Annotated in this window: 14 protein-coding genes; 7 read left to right on the forward strand and 7 right to left on the reverse strand. The window is 74.5% G+C overall.

Features of this window, described 5'->3' with window-relative positions:
- Nucleotides 1-100 precede the first annotated feature (100 nt).
- A complete protein-coding gene (locus ACE1OA_RS07400) occupies nt 101-799 on the reverse strand; it encodes an ABC transporter ATP-binding protein (RefSeq protein ID WP_432752504.1) in 699 nt (232 codons plus the stop codon).
- A complete protein-coding gene (locus ACE1OA_RS07405; RefSeq protein WP_432752505.1) occupies nt 796-1,881 on the reverse strand; it encodes an ABC transporter permease in 1,086 nt (361 codons plus the stop codon). Before ACE1OA_RS07405 ends, ACE1OA_RS07400 begins: the two co-directional genes overlap by 4 nt.
- Nucleotides 1,882-1,993: 112 nt before the next feature.
- Between ACE1OA_RS07405 and ACE1OA_RS07410 the strand changes: the two genes are divergently transcribed.
- Complete coding sequence (locus tag ACE1OA_RS07410) at nt 1,994-3,304, forward strand: sensor histidine kinase (protein WP_386545383.1); 1,311 nt, start codon at nt 1,994-1,996, stop codon at nt 3,302-3,304.
- A complete protein-coding gene (locus tag ACE1OA_RS07415; protein WP_147981712.1) occupies nt 3,301-3,927 on the forward strand; it encodes a response regulator in 627 nt (208 codons plus the stop codon). The genes ACE1OA_RS07410 and ACE1OA_RS07415 overlap by 4 nt, the downstream gene beginning before the upstream one ends.
- 69 nt (nt 3,928-3,996) lie before the next feature.
- On the opposite strand, the gene ACE1OA_RS07420 is transcribed toward ACE1OA_RS07415, so the two are convergent.
- Entirely contained in the window at nt 3,997-4,317 is a 321-nt protein-coding gene (locus ACE1OA_RS07420; protein ID WP_356607380.1) for a DUF5955 family protein, read from the reverse strand.
- 178 nt (nt 4,318-4,495) lie between these two features.
- Between ACE1OA_RS07420 and ACE1OA_RS07425 the strand changes: the two genes are divergently transcribed.
- The 3 genes from ACE1OA_RS07425 to ACE1OA_RS07435 all read left to right on the forward strand — a co-directional run bounded on the left by ACE1OA_RS07425 (nt 4,496) and on the right by ACE1OA_RS07435 (nt 8,403).
- Nucleotides 4,496-5,110 carry a nucleotidyltransferase family protein gene (locus ACE1OA_RS07425; RefSeq protein ID WP_356607382.1) on the forward strand — a complete coding sequence of 205 codons (615 nt, stop codon included), beginning with the start codon at nt 4,496-4,498 and terminating at the stop codon, nt 5,108-5,110.
- Between the two features lie 226 nt (nt 5,111-5,336).
- Nucleotides 5,337-6,968, forward strand: coding sequence for a malate synthase A (aceB, locus tag ACE1OA_RS07430; protein WP_386545377.1), 1,632 nt, complete (start codon nt 5,337-5,339; stop codon nt 6,966-6,968).
- 271 nt (nt 6,969-7,239) lie between these two features.
- Nucleotides 7,240-8,403, forward strand: a complete 1,164-nt coding sequence (locus ACE1OA_RS07435; RefSeq protein WP_356607386.1) for a GDSL-type esterase/lipase family protein — start codon at nt 7,240-7,242, stop codon at nt 8,401-8,403.
- Between the two features lie 25 nt (nt 8,404-8,428).
- On the opposite strand, the gene ACE1OA_RS07440 is transcribed toward ACE1OA_RS07435, so the two are convergent.
- Nucleotides 8,429-10,282: a hypothetical protein gene (locus ACE1OA_RS07440; RefSeq protein WP_356607388.1), complete on the reverse strand. Its 1,854-nt coding sequence runs from the start codon at nt 10,280-10,282 to the stop codon at nt 8,429-8,431.
- A gap of 60 nt (nt 10,283-10,342) precedes the next feature.
- Nucleotides 10,343-11,320 carry a fibronectin type III domain-containing protein gene (locus ACE1OA_RS07445; protein ID WP_432752506.1) on the reverse strand — a complete coding sequence of 326 codons (978 nt, stop codon included), beginning with the start codon at nt 11,318-11,320 and terminating at the stop codon, nt 10,343-10,345.
- 119 nt (nt 11,321-11,439) lie between these two features.
- Between ACE1OA_RS07445 and ACE1OA_RS07450 the strand changes: the two genes are divergently transcribed.
- Complete coding sequence (locus tag ACE1OA_RS07450) at nt 11,440-12,024, forward strand: hypothetical protein (RefSeq protein ID WP_356607392.1); 585 nt, start codon at nt 11,440-11,442, stop codon at nt 12,022-12,024.
- A gap of 72 nt (nt 12,025-12,096) precedes the next feature.
- Nucleotides 12,097-12,693 (forward strand): TIGR03086 family metal-binding protein, encoded by a 597-nt coding sequence (locus ACE1OA_RS07455; RefSeq protein ID WP_432752507.1) that lies wholly within the window; start codon nt 12,097-12,099, stop codon nt 12,691-12,693.
- A 35-nt stretch (nt 12,694-12,728) separates the two neighbouring features.
- Here the strand turns inward: ACE1OA_RS07455 and ACE1OA_RS07460 are convergent, their stop codons facing one another.
- Together ACE1OA_RS07460 and ACE1OA_RS07465 are read right to left on the reverse strand one after the other, a co-directional pair.
- Nucleotides 12,729-13,352 carry an SMI1/KNR4 family protein gene (locus ACE1OA_RS07460; RefSeq protein WP_432752508.1) on the reverse strand — a complete coding sequence of 208 codons (624 nt, stop codon included), beginning with the start codon at nt 13,350-13,352 and terminating at the stop codon, nt 12,729-12,731.
- Between the two features lie 23 nt (nt 13,353-13,375).
- Complete coding sequence (locus ACE1OA_RS07465) at nt 13,376-14,200, reverse strand: aspartate/glutamate racemase family protein (RefSeq protein WP_432752509.1); 825 nt, start codon at nt 14,198-14,200, stop codon at nt 13,376-13,378.
- Between the last annotated feature and the right edge of the window lie 96 nt (nt 14,201-14,296).

Here is a 14,296-nt window from a genome sequence, read left to right on the forward strand (position 1 = left end):
CCCGGGGTGCCCCTGTCGTGTCCGGTGGCGAGGGGGTGTCCTGCCGTTCGTGCCGGGAGCCCCCGGTCCGTGGTCCGCGCGCCGCCCCTCCGCCGAGCCGTCAGGCCGCCGCCCCGCCCGGGGACGCCACGGGGTCCACCAGCCGGCCGTCCCGCACGAGGACCGTCGCGTCCGCCCGCTCCAGATGTGCGCGGTCGTGCGTGACCAGCACCGTCGCCGTGCCGCGGTCCGCGGTCAGCGTCGCGAGCAGGTCCACCACCGCCGCGCCCCGCTCGTGGTCCAGCGCGCTGGTCGGCTCGTCCACGAGCAGCACGGCGGGCTCGTTCATCAGGGCCCGGGCGATGTTGACGCGCTGGCGCTGGCCGCCGGAGAGCTGGTGCGGACGGCGGCCGGCGAGGTCCGCGAGGCCGACGGCGTCGAGCAGGTCCGCCGCCCGCGCGCGCACCGCCTTCGGGCGGCCTCCCGAGAGGTGCGCCATCACCTGCAACTGCTCGGCGGCCGTCAGGGACGGCAGCAGGTTGGGCTGCTGGAAGACGATCCCGATCCGCTCCCGCCGCAGCGCCGCCTTGGCCGCCGCGTCCAGCGGACCCGTGTCCGTGCCGGCCACGACCACCCGTCCCCGGTCCGGGGTCACCAGCGTCGCCGCGACCGCGAGCAGGCTGGACTTGCCCGATCCCGAGGGCCCCACGACCGCCGTGAGGCTGCCGCCGGGCACCTCCAGGCCGATCGCGTCGAGGGCGGTGAGCCGCCCGTCCCCGTCGGGGTAGGTCAGCGTGACATCGTCGAGGATCAGGCTCATCGGGCGCTCCCGAGTGCGATCAGAGGGTCGACGGCGGTGATGCGCCGGATGGAGAGTCCGGCGCCGAGCACGCCGAGGAGGATCATCACGGCGGCCGGGCCGAGCACGGTCGCCGGTTCCAGGACGAAGGGCACGTCGCCGCCGCTGACGAGCGCGCCGATGGAGACCGCGAGTCCGGTGCCCAGCAGCGTGCCGGCCCCGAGCATCAGCACCGCCTGCCCGAGGGCGTCCCTCAGCAGGTACGGGGTGGAGGCGCCCAGCGCCTTGAGGACGGCCACGTCGCCGCTGCGCTGGATCGTCCAGACCGTGAAGAAGGCTCCTATGACGAGCGCGGAGATGGCGAAGAGGAAGCCCCGCATCAGCTGCAGGGAACCGTTCTCGGCCTGGTAGGACCCTATGGCGGTGAGCGCCTCGTCGATGCTCCTCGCCTCCGTGCCCAGGACCCGGTCGCCGGCCGCGAGATCGGCGCCGTCGCCGGTCCTCAGGGCGATGACGGTGGCCTGCTCGCCGGGCGCGGTTCCGCTGTGGCCGAGCTTCTGCCAGTCGTCGAGCGAGGTCCACACGACGGGTGTGTGGCTGTACGAGGCGTCGCCCGCGACCGCCGCGACGACGGCCTCCAGCGGTCCGAGGCGTACGGTGCCGCCCACCGCGGTCCCCAGCTCCTCGGCCGCGGACCGCGACAGCACGACCCGGCCCGGCCCGAGCCGTTCGCTCTCGGGCGCGAGACCGGATCCCGGCTCCGTGCCGAAGGCCGAGACGGAGGCCGTCCGGTCCCCCGCGACACCGCCCAGCGTCCGGATCCCGAGCGGCTCGGCGCTCGTCACCCCGGGCCGCTCCGCCCACCGGCGCCACTGCGTCCGCGTCACCGTCGAGTCGGTGAAGGAGACCGGCCGGTCCGCGGGCGGCGCGGCGAAGGCCAGCCGGTCGGCGGGCAGGCCCGTGATCGCCGAGACGTTCTCGCGGGCGAGTCCGGCGGTCAGCCCGGACAGCAGGCCGACGAGCAGGGTGATCAGCACGATCACCGTGCCCATCAGGGTGAATCGCCCCTTGGCGAATCTCAGGTCTTTCCATGCCACGAACATGGGACCAAGACTGCTGGCCGGGGTACGGGCCGGGCATCGCGCCACGGATGGCTCCGCAATCAAACTTTCGGTTGAGTCCGGATTGTCGGCCCCGGCCTACGCTGGACAGATCATGGATCCCCGTTCCCTCACCCCCGCCCTGCGCGTGGTGCGCCTCTGCCTCCACCTGCTGATGGCGGGCCTGCTGGTCCTCGCGGCGGTCCGGGCGGACTCCGCCGCCGGGGTGGCGGCGGCCGCGGTCACCGGCGCGGTCTACGCCGCCGGTTCGCTGCTGCCGTCCGTACGCACCTCCCGGCGGGCGGCCGGGCTGTGGCTGGCGGCGCTGTGCGCCTCGTGGCTCGTGCTGCTGTGGCTGACGCCGGAGGGCCTCTGGGTGGCGTTCCCGCTGTACTTCCTCCAGCTGCACCTGCTGCCCGTGCGCTGGTCGCTGCCCGCGGTGGCGCTCACCGCCTGCGCGGCGATCCTCTCGTACGTACGCCACGGCGACGCCCTCAACCCGGGGGTGTTCATCGGTCCGCTGCTGGGCGCGGCCGTGGCGGTGGCCACGGTGCTCGGCTATCAGGCGCTCTACCGCGAGAGCGAGCGGAGGCGGCGGCTGATCGAGGAGCTCCTGTCGACCCGGGCCGAGCTGGCGGCGGCCGAGCGGCACGCCGGCACGCTGGCGGAGCGGGAGCGCCTGGCCCGCGAGATCCACGACACGCTGGCGCAGGGACTGTCCTCGATCCAGCTGCTGCTGCGGGCCGCTCAGCGGACGCTGCCGCCGGACTCCCCGGCGGCCGGTCACGTCGAACGGGCACGGCGGGCCGCGCAGGACAACCTGGCCGAGGCGCGCCGGTTCGTGCGGGCGCTGGCGCCGCCCGGCCTGGAACACGGCTCGCTCGCTGCGGCGCTGGAGCGCCTGTGCGAGCCGGGCCCGGAACGGCTGTCCGAGGAGGGGCCGGGGCAGGCGTCCACCACGGCTCAGGGTCAGCCGTCCACGACGGGTCGGGGACCGGGGTCGACGGCGGGGCGGGAGCCGGGTTCCACGGCCGGCCGCGGCGGGTCGGAGGAGCCGGCTCCGGGGCGCCCGCTGCGGGCCCGGTTCACGGTGAGCGGCACGCCGGTGGAGCTGCCGACCCCGTACGAGGTGGCCCTGCTGCGGATCGCCCAGTCGGCGCTGGCGAACACGGTGCGGCACGCGGACGCCTCGCGGGCGGAGATCACGCTCACCTTCATGGACGCCTCGGTGACGCTGGACGTGGTGGACGACGGCCGGGGCTTCGATCCCGCCCGGCTCTCCCCCTCGGCGGAGGGCGGCTTCGGGCTGCCGGCGATGCGGTCCCGGGCCCGGTCGCTGGGCGGCACGTTCACCGTGGAGTCGGCCCCCGGTCAGGGCACGGCGGTCGCCGTGTCCCTCCCCCTTCCCGCTGGAGCGCCGTCATGACGATCCGTCTTCTTCTGGCCGACGACCATCCGGTGGTCCGGGCGGGGCTCCGCGCGGTCCTGGACACGGAACCCGACTTCGCCGTGGTCGGCGAGGCGGCGACGGCCGAGCGCGCGGTGGAGCTGGCCGCGGCGGGCGGGGTGGACGTGGTGCTGATGGACCTGCAGTTCGGGGCGGGTATGCACGGCTCGGAGGCGACCGCGGCGATCACGGCCGTACGGGGCGGGCCGCGGGTGCTGGTCCTGACCACGTACGACACGGACGCCGACATCCTGGCGGCGGTCGAGGCGGGCGCCTCGGGCTATCTGCTCAAGGACGCGCCGCCCGAGGAACTGGCCGCCGCCGTCCGCACGGCGGCCGCCGGCCAGTCGGCGCTGGCCCCGGCGGTGGCCCACCGGCTGATGGACCGGATGCGGACGCCTGCGGAGGCGCTGACCAAGCGGGAGCTGGAGGTGCTGCAGCTGGTGGGCGAGGGCCTGTCGAACCAGCAGATCAGCAAGCGGCTCTTCCTGAGCCAGGCGACGGTGAAGTCCCATCTGGTCCACGTCTTCGCCAAGCTGGGGGTCGACTCGCGCACGGCCGCGGTGGCGGCGGCGACGGCACGGCGGCTGATCCGGCGGTAGCCGTGTGCCGGGCGCCCCCTGCCGGCCCGCGCGCCTCGGTGCCCTTCGCGCCCCGGCCCCCGGCGCGCCTCAGGTGCCCTGCGGCGGCTCGCCGAACAGTTCCACGGCGTTGCGGACGCCCGCGAGGCCGTTCGCCAGGGCACTGACGGAGCCGACCGCACCGGCGATCAGCAGCAGGGACCGGCGCAGCCGCCGGATCTCCGGCACGCCGCTCACGGCCATCGCGTCCAGTGACGCGAGCTCGTCCTCGGCGATGCCACGGTCGGCGAACTCAGCGCGGTGTCCCGCGAGTTCACGGCGCAGCCGGGAGACGGCGGCGCGCAGCTCCGCCACTCTCGGGTCCTCGCCGCTGCCGGTTGTCACACGCCTCTGCCCAACACTTCGCAACAAAGTTCTCCCCCTCGCACGACACGCCGCGCCGAACGCCCACTCCGAACCGGACCCTTCGAACGGTGGTCAGGCGCCGGGGGTCGCGGGTCAGTTAACGCCATCGCGCGCCCGCCGCGCCACTCCGCGGACGCAATTTCAGGCATCCGTGTCCCGGGCCGTCATGCGGTATGCATCCCTCATGACGGATGCACAGCACACCCCGCCTCTGGTGGCCGGTCTCCTCCTCGCCGCGGGCGGCGGGCGCCGCCTCGGCGGGCGTCCCAAGGCCCTGCTCCCCCACCGCGGCCGGCCGCTGGTCGAGCACGCGGTGCGCGCGCTGCGGGAGGGCGGCTGCGAGGTGGTCCACGTGGTTCTCGGGGCCTCCGCCGAGTTGGTGCGGGAGCGGGCGGTGCTGCCCGGCTGCGTCCTGGTGGACAACCCGGACTGGGCCGAGGGCATGGGCTCGTCGCTGCGCGTCGGCCTCGGCTCCCTGGCCGCCGGGGCGCTGCCGGTGGACGCGGCCCTGGTGAGCCTGGTGGACCAGCCGGGGATCGGGGCGCCGGCGATGGCGCGGGTCCGGTCGGCGTACCGCTCCCGCGATTCCCTGGCGGCGGCCTCGTACGACGGCAGGCGCGGCCATCCGGTGCTCTTCGGCGCGGACCGCTGGGCGGCCGTCGCGGGGGGTGCGGTCGGCGACCAGGGGGCACGCGACTACCTGAAGGCCCATCGGGATGCGATCACGCTGGTGGACTGTTCGGATGTGGCCGAGCCCTACGACATCGACACGGAGGCCGATCTGGCGCACCTTGAGTGAGAGACCTGGCACCGAGCGCCACGGTCTGTCGATCCGGAGTATCTCGACATCAACAAACCATTGAACTTCCACCATGAGGAAACTAGTATCCACTGTTCAGAAGCGCCTGATACCTCTGACGGCGCTCGCGGCCGTATCCCGGCACCGTGGCACGCAGTGCCGCTTCCGTGACGCCCGGCGGCCGCAAGGCACCGCCCGTGAAGCCCGCTGAAGGAAGTGACCGTTCATGTCCGCACCAGCGCCGTCCCCCCTGGCCGTCGTCGAAGCCGAGCCCCTGCCCCGGCAGGAGGAGGTGCTGACCGACGCGGCCCTCGCCTTCGTGGCGGAGCTGCACCGGCGGTTCACGCCGCGCCGGGACGAACTCCTCGCCCGCCGGGCGGAGCGCCGCGCCGAGATCGCCCGTACGTCCACCCTCGGCTTCCTCCCGGAGACCGCGGCCGTCCGTGCCGACGACTCCTGGAAGGTCGCGCCGGCCCCGGCGGCCCTGGACGACCGCCGCGTCGAGATCACCGGCCCGACCGACCGGAAGATGACGATCAACGCGCTGAACTCGGGCGCGAAGGTCTGGCTCGCCGACTTCGAGGACGCTTCGGCGCCGACCTGGGAGAACGTGGTCCTCGGGCAGGTCAACCTGATCGACGCCTACACCCGGAAGATCGACTTCACCGACCCGAGGTCGGGCAAGACCTACGCCCTCAAGCCGGCCGAGGAGCTGGCGACGGTCGTCATGCGCCCCCGCGGCTGGCACCTGGAGGAGCGGCACCTGACCTTCGAGGGCCGCCCGGTCCCCGGCGCCCTGGTCGACTTCGGCCTGTACTTCTTCCACAACGCCAAGCGCCTCGTCGAGCTCGGCAAGGGCCCGTACTTCTACCTCCCCAAGACGGAGTCGCACCTGGAGGCGCGTCTCTGGAACGACATCTTCGTGTACGCGCAGGACTACGTCGGCCTCCCGCAGGGCACCGTGCGCGCCACCGTCCTGATCGAGACGATCACGGCGGCGTACGAGATGGAGGAGATCCTCTACGAGCTCCGCGACCACGCGGCGGGCCTGAACGCCGGCCGCTGGGACTACCTCTTCTCCATCGTCAAGAACTTCCGTGACGGCGGCGCCAAGTTCGTGCTGCCGGACCGCAACCTGGTCACGATGACGGCCCCGTTCATGCGCGCGTACACCGAACTGCTCGTGCGCACCTGCCACAAGCGGGGCGCGCACGCGATCGGCGGCATGGCGGCCTTCATCCCGTCGCGGCGCGACGCCGAGGTCAACAAGGTCGCCTTCGAGAAGGTCAAGGCGGACAAGGACCGCGAGGCGGGCGACGGCTTCGACGGCTCCTGGGTCGCCCACCCGGACCTGGTCCCGATCGCGATGGCCTCCTTCGACGCGGTGCTCGGCGACAGGCCCAACCAGAAGGACCGGCTGCGCGAGGACGTGCACGTCGAGGGCCCGGAGCTGATCGACATCGCCTCCCTGGACGCGCGGCCGACCTACGAGGGTCTGCGCAACGCCGTCCAGGTCGGCACCCGGTACATCGAGGCGTGGCTGCGCGGCCTCGGCGCCGTCGCGATCTTCAACCTGATGGAGGACGCGGCGACCGCCGAGATCTCGCGCTCGCAGATCTGGCAGTGGATCAACGCGGGTGTGGAGTTCGAGCACGACGGCGAGACGGTGAAGGCCACGCCGGAGCTGGCGCGTCAGGTGGCCGCCGAGGAACTGGCCGCGATCCGCGAGGAGATCGGCGAGGAGGCCTTCGCGGCCGGCAAGTGGCAGCAGGCCCACGACCTCCTGCTGCACGTCTCGCTGGACGCCGACTACGCCGACTTCCTGACCCTCCCCGCGTACGACCAGCTGGTCGGCTGACCGCACAGCAGCCGCGCAGCACCCCTACCCCCGGCTCCGTACGGCTCCCCCCGGGACTCCCGTACGTCGGCCCCGCACGCAGGCTCCGCCCCCGGTGACGCACAGCACCGGGGGCGGAGCCCTTTTCGCTCCGGTGCGTTTCACAGGGCATGTGACGTAACCGAGACGCGCAGCTACCTAGCGGTAACAAGCCACGGCATGCGAGATTCCGCCATGCCACCGGCCGGCGGCTGTCCCCCGCTCCTCTGCACCGACGCAGGAGAACTCCGCCATGCGCCCCACCCCCCACCGCGCACTCCACAGACTCGCCGCCGCCGCGCTCGCGCTGCCCCTCGCCCTCGGCGGGCTGGCGGCCGGCGCCGCCCCCGCCGCCGCGAGTCCCGGGTCCGGCCCCACCGCCGTCGTGACCATGGGCGACAGCTACATCTCCGGCGAGGCCGGACGCTGGCAGGGCAACAGCCTCACCAACACCGGCAGCCGCAACGGCACCGACCGGGCGTGGACGGGCACCACCTACGACCCCGCCCGCGTGTACGGCGCCACGGCGGCCAACGGCTGCCACCGCTCCGACTCCGCCGAGGTGCGCAGCGCCGGCGCGATCGCCACCACCCTCGTCAACCTGGCCTGCTCCGGCGCCACGACGCAGAACGTGTTCCGGTCCTCGCAGGGCGGACAGGCGTACAAGGGCGAGGCGCCGCAGGCGGACCAGCTCGCGGCCGTCGCCGCCGCGAACGACGTCCGGATGATCGTGCTGTCGGTCGGCGGCAACGACCTGGGCTTCTCGGACATCATCCGCGCCTGCGCCACCGACTACATCGTCTGGTACTCCTACTGCCACGACGACCAGCAGGCCGAGGTCGACGCGAAGATCGACGGCGCGATGGCGAACGTCGCCAAGTCGGTCGACGAGATCCGCGCGGTGATGTCGGGCGCCGGTTACGCGGCCTCCGACTACCGGATCGTGCTCCAGTCCTACCCCTCCCCCATCCCCCGCGCCGCCGAGAACCGCTACACGGAGAGCGGCTGGAGCCGCGTCAACACGGGTGGGTGCCCCTTCTGGAACCTCGACTCCGACTGGGCGCGGGACTCGCTCGTCCCGCAGGTCTCCGACCGGCTGAAGGCCGTCGCCGCCGCCAAGGGCACCCAGTTCATGGACCTGCGCGACCTGCTCCAGGGCCGCGAGGTCTGCGCCAAGGCGTCGAAGCAGGTGAGTGCCACGGTGCCGGCCTCGATCACGACCAGCGAGTGGGCCCGCTGGATCGACAGCAACGGAACCCAGGGACCGGTCCAGGAGTCCGTGCACCCCAACTACTACGGCCAGCTCGCCCTCGGCCGCTGCCTGGCCCTGATCCAGGCACGGCCGACCGGCAACCACAGCTGCCGCAACACGGCGGGGGCGGGCACCTCCGGGATCTACCTCTCGGCACTCTCCTGACCCCTCTTCCGACCCCCCACGGGGTTCAGCGGGCGCGGCGCCTTCCCCGGCGTCGCGCCCGTCGCTCCGTGCGCGCCTGCGGGCGGGCCACCCCCAGGCGCACCAGGGTGCGTTCGGCCTGGTGCGGATCGGCCGCCACCATCTCCTTGATCAGGGCGCTCGCGCCGCCGGGCCACCCTTCGGCCGCGACGTCGAAGGATGCCCGGCCCGGCGCCCGGGTCAGTTCGTCCAGTACGGCGAGGGCGTAGGCGGACAGCGGCACGAGGGTCTCGTCCACGGCCTCGCCCCGGGCCCGGAGGATGTCGGCCACGGACGCGCCGACGACCGGGTCGGCGAGGGCGCCGCGCAGCGCCTCCAGCGGGGCCGAGGCGCAGTCCAGGAGACCGAGCAGCGCGCGGGTGTCGGCGGTCTCGTGGGTTCCGGCGTTGACGGTGCCGAGGGCGGCGAGCAGCGCCGACCAGGCGTCGGCGCCGTCCCCCCGGGCGCGGAGCCAGTCGGCGAGGACGCGCGCGGCGGCGGGCCCGGACCAGCCCTCGGCCGCGGCGACCACCGTCGGGGCGTCCCAGGCGGCGACCTCGGCGGCGTCGGGGGCCGCGACGTGCCGGACTCTCAGCAGGTAGTGGAGGACCTCGACGCCCTGCGGGGTGAGGCCGAAGGCGTCGCCGGCGCGGAAGACCATGCCGGTCCCGGTGAGCCGGTCGACGGTGTCGGCCATGGTCCGGGCGGACGGCTCCAGCCGTGCCCGGTCGTCGTCGGTGACGGTCCGCCCGACGAGCCGGGTCAGCTCCTCGGTGGAGGGCAGCCGGTAGTCGCCGGGGGCCTGCGCGGTGTCCGGTACGGGTACGGGCGCGTCCTCCAGGCGTGGATCGACCGGCCAGTCCTCGAACTCGGCGGCCCTGCGAGCCACCGACTCGGCGCTGGAGCCGCGCTGGTAGAGCGCGTACAGCAGGTGGGCGGCCTCGCCGTCGTAGAGCCCGCCGGTCTCGGCCTTCATCTCGTCGACGGCCGCGGCCAGCAGGTCGGCGGCGGCCTCCACGGAGCGCTGCGGATCGTGCGGCTCCGCGGGCGGTGGCGGGAGGGGCACGGTGGAGTCGCCGTAGTAGTCGAGGTGTTCGTCCAGAAGGGTGTCGGCCAGGACCAGATGGGGGAACGCCTCCGGCCCGGGGGCCAGATGGGCGTACGGCCCCGAGAGCGCCTCGGCCAGGCCCTCGGCGGTCCAGCGGTCGACCAGCCGGCCCGCCACCCGGCCGACGCCGTGGGCGACGTCCGCGTCGGAGAGCAACGGCCCGGCGGGCGAGGGCGCCTCGGCGTCCCGTACGTACGCGCCGGTCAGGGCCTCGGCGAGGACGACGTCGGCGAGTTCGCTCCGGTTCATCAGGTCGGCGCGGCGCAGTCCGTCGGGGGTCGTGACGCCCTCGTGGGCCGCGAGCCAGCCGAGGACGGCGGCGGCGTCGCCGGGGTCGGCGCCGTCGGCCCGCAGCAGGGAGGCGTACCAGCGCTGCCAGGTGAGGTTGCCGGGGTCGTTCATCGCCCGTTCGAAGTCCGGCAGGGTCTCCTCGATCGCGGTCAGGATCCGGGCCTGCCGCTTCCCGTTGAGGCGCCCGGCCTCCCGGATCCGCGCGGTGAGCGCGGCGAGCACGGCGGGGTAGGCCGCCAGCTCCTCGGGCGTCGCGTAGACGAAGGCCGGCGCGTCCTCGACGAGCAGATGCCGCACCAGCTCCACCGTCGGCTCGGGCAGGCCCGCGCGCCGTTCGGCCCCGCGCAGCGCCAGGAGTCCGAGCACGGCGTCGGCGGCCCGCACGTAGGAGGGGTCGTGGCGCTCGGGGGCGCCGTCGAGGAACGTGTCGAGCCCGGTGTTGGAGAGCACGGTGGCAGCCACGCCTCCAGGGTAGTTCCGGAGGGCGGAGGACGTCGTTCCGCGACAGGCGCGCTCGGGGTGTCAGCGCGCCACCACCACCGTCCGCTGCGCGGAGAAGTCGCCCCAGGTGCCGTCCGGGAGCCTGGCGCGCAGGGTGACGCTGTAGCGGGTGCCCGGCGGGTCCTGGACCGTGAAGGTGTAGGTGGCGCGGCCCGGTGGGGGCTCCGCTCCCCAGACGACGGTCGTGGCGAACCTGCCGTTCAGGTACAGCTGGTGCTGTTCGATCGGGGCGTCGGTCTTCGGCGGGGTCCAGGTCAGGGTGATCTCGCCGCGCCCGGCCGTCGCCGTCAGGCCGGTGGGGGCGGTGTTCGGGGGCGCGCCGGGAGCGGTGGCCGTGGTCACGTCGAGGGTGTGGCTGTCCGGCGAGGAGTTCTCGGCGGCGTCGCGGGCGCGGACCGTGAAGGAGTAGATCGTGCCGGGGCGGAGCGAGGTGACGCGGGTGGTGGTGACGGTGCCCGGGACGGTGTGGACGCGGGTGTCCGCCTGGTAGACGTCGTAGGCCGTCACCCTCGTGTCGTCGCGGGCCGGCGTCCAGGTCAGGGTGGCGGCGCGGCTGCCGTCGGCGGCGCCGCGCAGGGATGCCGGGGTGGTCGGGGGCGTACGGTCCCGCGCGCTCGCGGCGAGGGTGGTCGCCGGGACCGTCGTGCTGTGCGGCGACCGGTTCCCGGCGGCGTCGCGGGCGCGCACCGTGAAGGAGTAGGGGGTGGCGGGCGCCAGGTTCACGATGTCCGTCATGAGCGTCGTGGCCGGCAGGTCCTTCACCTTGCGGCCCCGCTCGTAGACCTCGTAGCCGGTCACGGCGCGGTCGTCGGTCGCGGCGCTCCACATGACGTGGACGGTGGTCGCGCTGCCGGAGGCCGCCGTGACGCCCAGGGGGGTGCCGGGGGCGCGAGTGTCCGCGGCGGGGCCGGTGGAGCAGGCCGCGAGGGGCAGCAGGGCGAGGGTCAACAGGGTTGCGGCGAGCGGGCGTTGCACGGGAATGCCTCCGTCCGTCGACATGGTCCAGACCTTTATGGCACCCCGTCGCGCGGTACGGCAAGGGGGCGGGGCGGGGTGGTTGTCAGTGGGGTGCGCTTCACTGGGTTCGTCACTCTCCGTAACCGACTTCTGGGGGAATCATGACGGACTGCACGGCGTACGTGACGCTCGACGGGCTGCGGGAGCGCGGCTGGACCGACGCGATGGTGCGGGATCTGCTGGGTGAGGCCGACGTCCAGGGCCGTGACCCGCGCCGCTGGTCGCTCGCGCCCGTCCGGCTCTACCGCGTGTCGCGGGTGGAGGCCGTGGAGCGGACACCGGAGTTCGCCCGGTGCGCCGCGGACTCGGGGCGCCGGTCGTCGGCGGCGACGGCGGGCGCCGAGAGCCGGCGGCTCGCCGTGCTCGCGGCGATCCGGGCGCAGCCGATCCAGGTGCCCCGGCTGCCCGCGGCGGAGCTGGAGCGGCGGGCGGTGCGGCATCGCCGGCTGCTGGGTGCCCGGAGCCCCGGCGGAGGGGCCACCGGGCCCGGGGCACTGGTCCGCTGGCAGGTGAACTACCTCCGGCACGCGCTGTCCCGGTACGAGACGCTGCTCGACGGGCTGTACGGGGTGACGGGACGCGCGGAGGCCGAGGGACTCCTGCGCACGCGCCTGTACGAGGCGATCGCCGAGGCGTACCCGGCTCTGGCGGCGGAGTGCCTGCGGCGGATCGGGGCGGAGCGGTGACCCGGGCGACCCGTGACCGAGGAGGGGCGCCGTCGACCGATGAGTTCCGGCCGCCGGGACGGTCTGCCCCGTATGGAGAATTCGACACGCATCGATCTGGGGACGGCCGCGACGCGGATGGCGCGGCTCGCGGCGGGCATCGGCGACGAGCGGCTCGGGGATCCGACCCCGTGTCCGGAGTACGCGGTACGGGAGGTGCTGGCGCACGTCGCCGGGCTGAGCGTCGCCTTCCGCGACGCCGCCCGCAAGGACTTCGGCCCGACGACCGGCACCCCGCCCGGCACGGAACGGCCGGTGCTGGAGGACGACTGGCGCACGGAGCTGCCGAAGGCGCTGGACGACCTGGCGGCGGCCTGGCGCGAACCGGGGGCGTGGGAGGGGGACACGCAGGCGGGTGGGGTCGGGCTGCCGGCCGCCGTCATGGGCATGGTGGCGCTGAACGAGCTGGTGATCCACGGCTGGGACCTGGCGCGGGCCACGGGCCAGGACTACGCGGTCGAGGAGGCGGAACTCGCCTCGTCGCAGGCGCTCCTGACACCGGCCGAGGAGGCGCAGGGCGAGGACGGCTTCTTCGGCCCGATCGTCCCCGTCCCGGACGACGCGCCCCTGCTCGACCGGGTGGTCGGCCTGAGCGGCCGCCGGCCGGACTGGCGGCCTCCGGCGTCCTGACGGACGGGGCGGGGCGGTGGGCCGCTCCGCCCGGCTCACCAGGGGGTCAGGTAGTCCCGGTCGATCCACTCCGCGAACGACACCGGGCTGCCGTTCAGCAGCAACGGCAGGATCTGGTCGCACGTGGCCCGGCCGTCGAACCACATCGTGCCCCGGTGCGGGCCGGTGACGACGAGCAGGGTGCTGAAGCCGCAGCCGTGCTCCTGGATGTACACGGCCCCCGCCGTCTTGCGCTCCTGGTGGACCCCGTACTCGTCGTCCCAGTCCTGCCACGCCCGCCGGAAGGCGTCCTGGTCCGGGAACCGCTCCTCCAGCGGCTCACGGTCGTCGAGGTCGTCCTCGTAGGCACGGTAGGAGTCGGGGTGGGGGAAGTCCGTGCGGAGCAGGTCGTAGTTGGTGTCGGAGTCCCCGTGCCAGCCCCAGCCCGCCGCGTCGCGGCGGAGGCGGTTGATCCGGCCACCGGCGCTGCGCCGGAGCAGGTGGTCCCGGTAGTCCTCGGGGAACGTGATCCCCAGCTCCTCCTCCGCCTCGCACACCTCCGCCAGGGTCAGCGGCGGCGGGGGCTCCGCCGCCCGGTACCGCTCCGTGGTCGGGCCCGCGGCGCCGTGCCGGTGTCCCTGCAGCAGGCGCCGGTACTCGGCGGCCCAGTCGGTCGTCATGCGACGAGGGTAGACAGCGGTGATCATCGGCAGCCATCGGGGTCCTGCCCCAGCAGCCGCGCGATCCTGCGGCAGGCGGCCGGGATCGGGGCGATCACCGGGGTCTCGAACCGGGCGCGCAGGACCTCCGCCGCCTCGCCGAGCGGGCCGCCGCCGATGACGACGGCCCGGGCCCCGTCCTGGGCGACGCAGGCACGGACCGCTCCGGCCAGGGCCTCGTGCAGCGACTCCGGGTGGGCGGCGAGCTGTTCGGGGTCTCCCTCGGTCAGGCGCAGACCGGTGAACCGGTCCGCGAGTCCGAGGGCGGCGACCCGCTCGACGACGGGACCGGCGAGCAGGGGCGTGGTGGTGGCGATGCCGAACGGCCGCCCGGACGCGGCGGCTTCCAGGAGCGCGGCCTCGCCGATGCCGACGACTGGCACGGGTCCGCCAGCGGCGTGCAGGGTCAGGCTCCGCAGTTCCGCCACGCCCGGATCGCCGAAGGCGGCCACCAGCAGCGCACGGCACCGGCCCTCGGCCAGGGCCTGGCGACCGGCCGTGGCGACCTCCGCGGCGGCGGCCCGCAGGGCGGCCGGATCGGTGAGCATGCGCGGCCCCCGTGCCACGGTGACTCCGCGGACTCCCACGCCCGGCCCCAGCGTCCGGCGGGCGATCGCGGCCATCGTCGCGGTCGTGTCCGCCGCGGTGTTGGGGTTGATCAGCACGATCGCCGGCGCCCCGGGGCCGTCGTCCCCCGCGGACGCGCGAAGGCGCCCCGGCAGGGCGGAGACCGCCTCCCGGGCGGGCACGGTCCCGGTGGGCACCGCGGCGCCGGTGCCCACGGTGGCCGTCGCGCGGCCCGTCCCCATCCACCCACGCTCCTCGGAAGTCCCTGCCACCTCAGCCACCCCGCACTCCTCGGACACCGGCCCCTCCGTCACTCCTCCTCGACTGCCCGCTCCTTC

Origin of the sequence: Streptomyces sp. JL2001, assembly GCF_050917515.1 — a bacterium.
Taxonomy (GTDB): domain Bacteria; phylum Actinomycetota; class Actinomycetes; order Streptomycetales; family Streptomycetaceae; genus Streptomyces.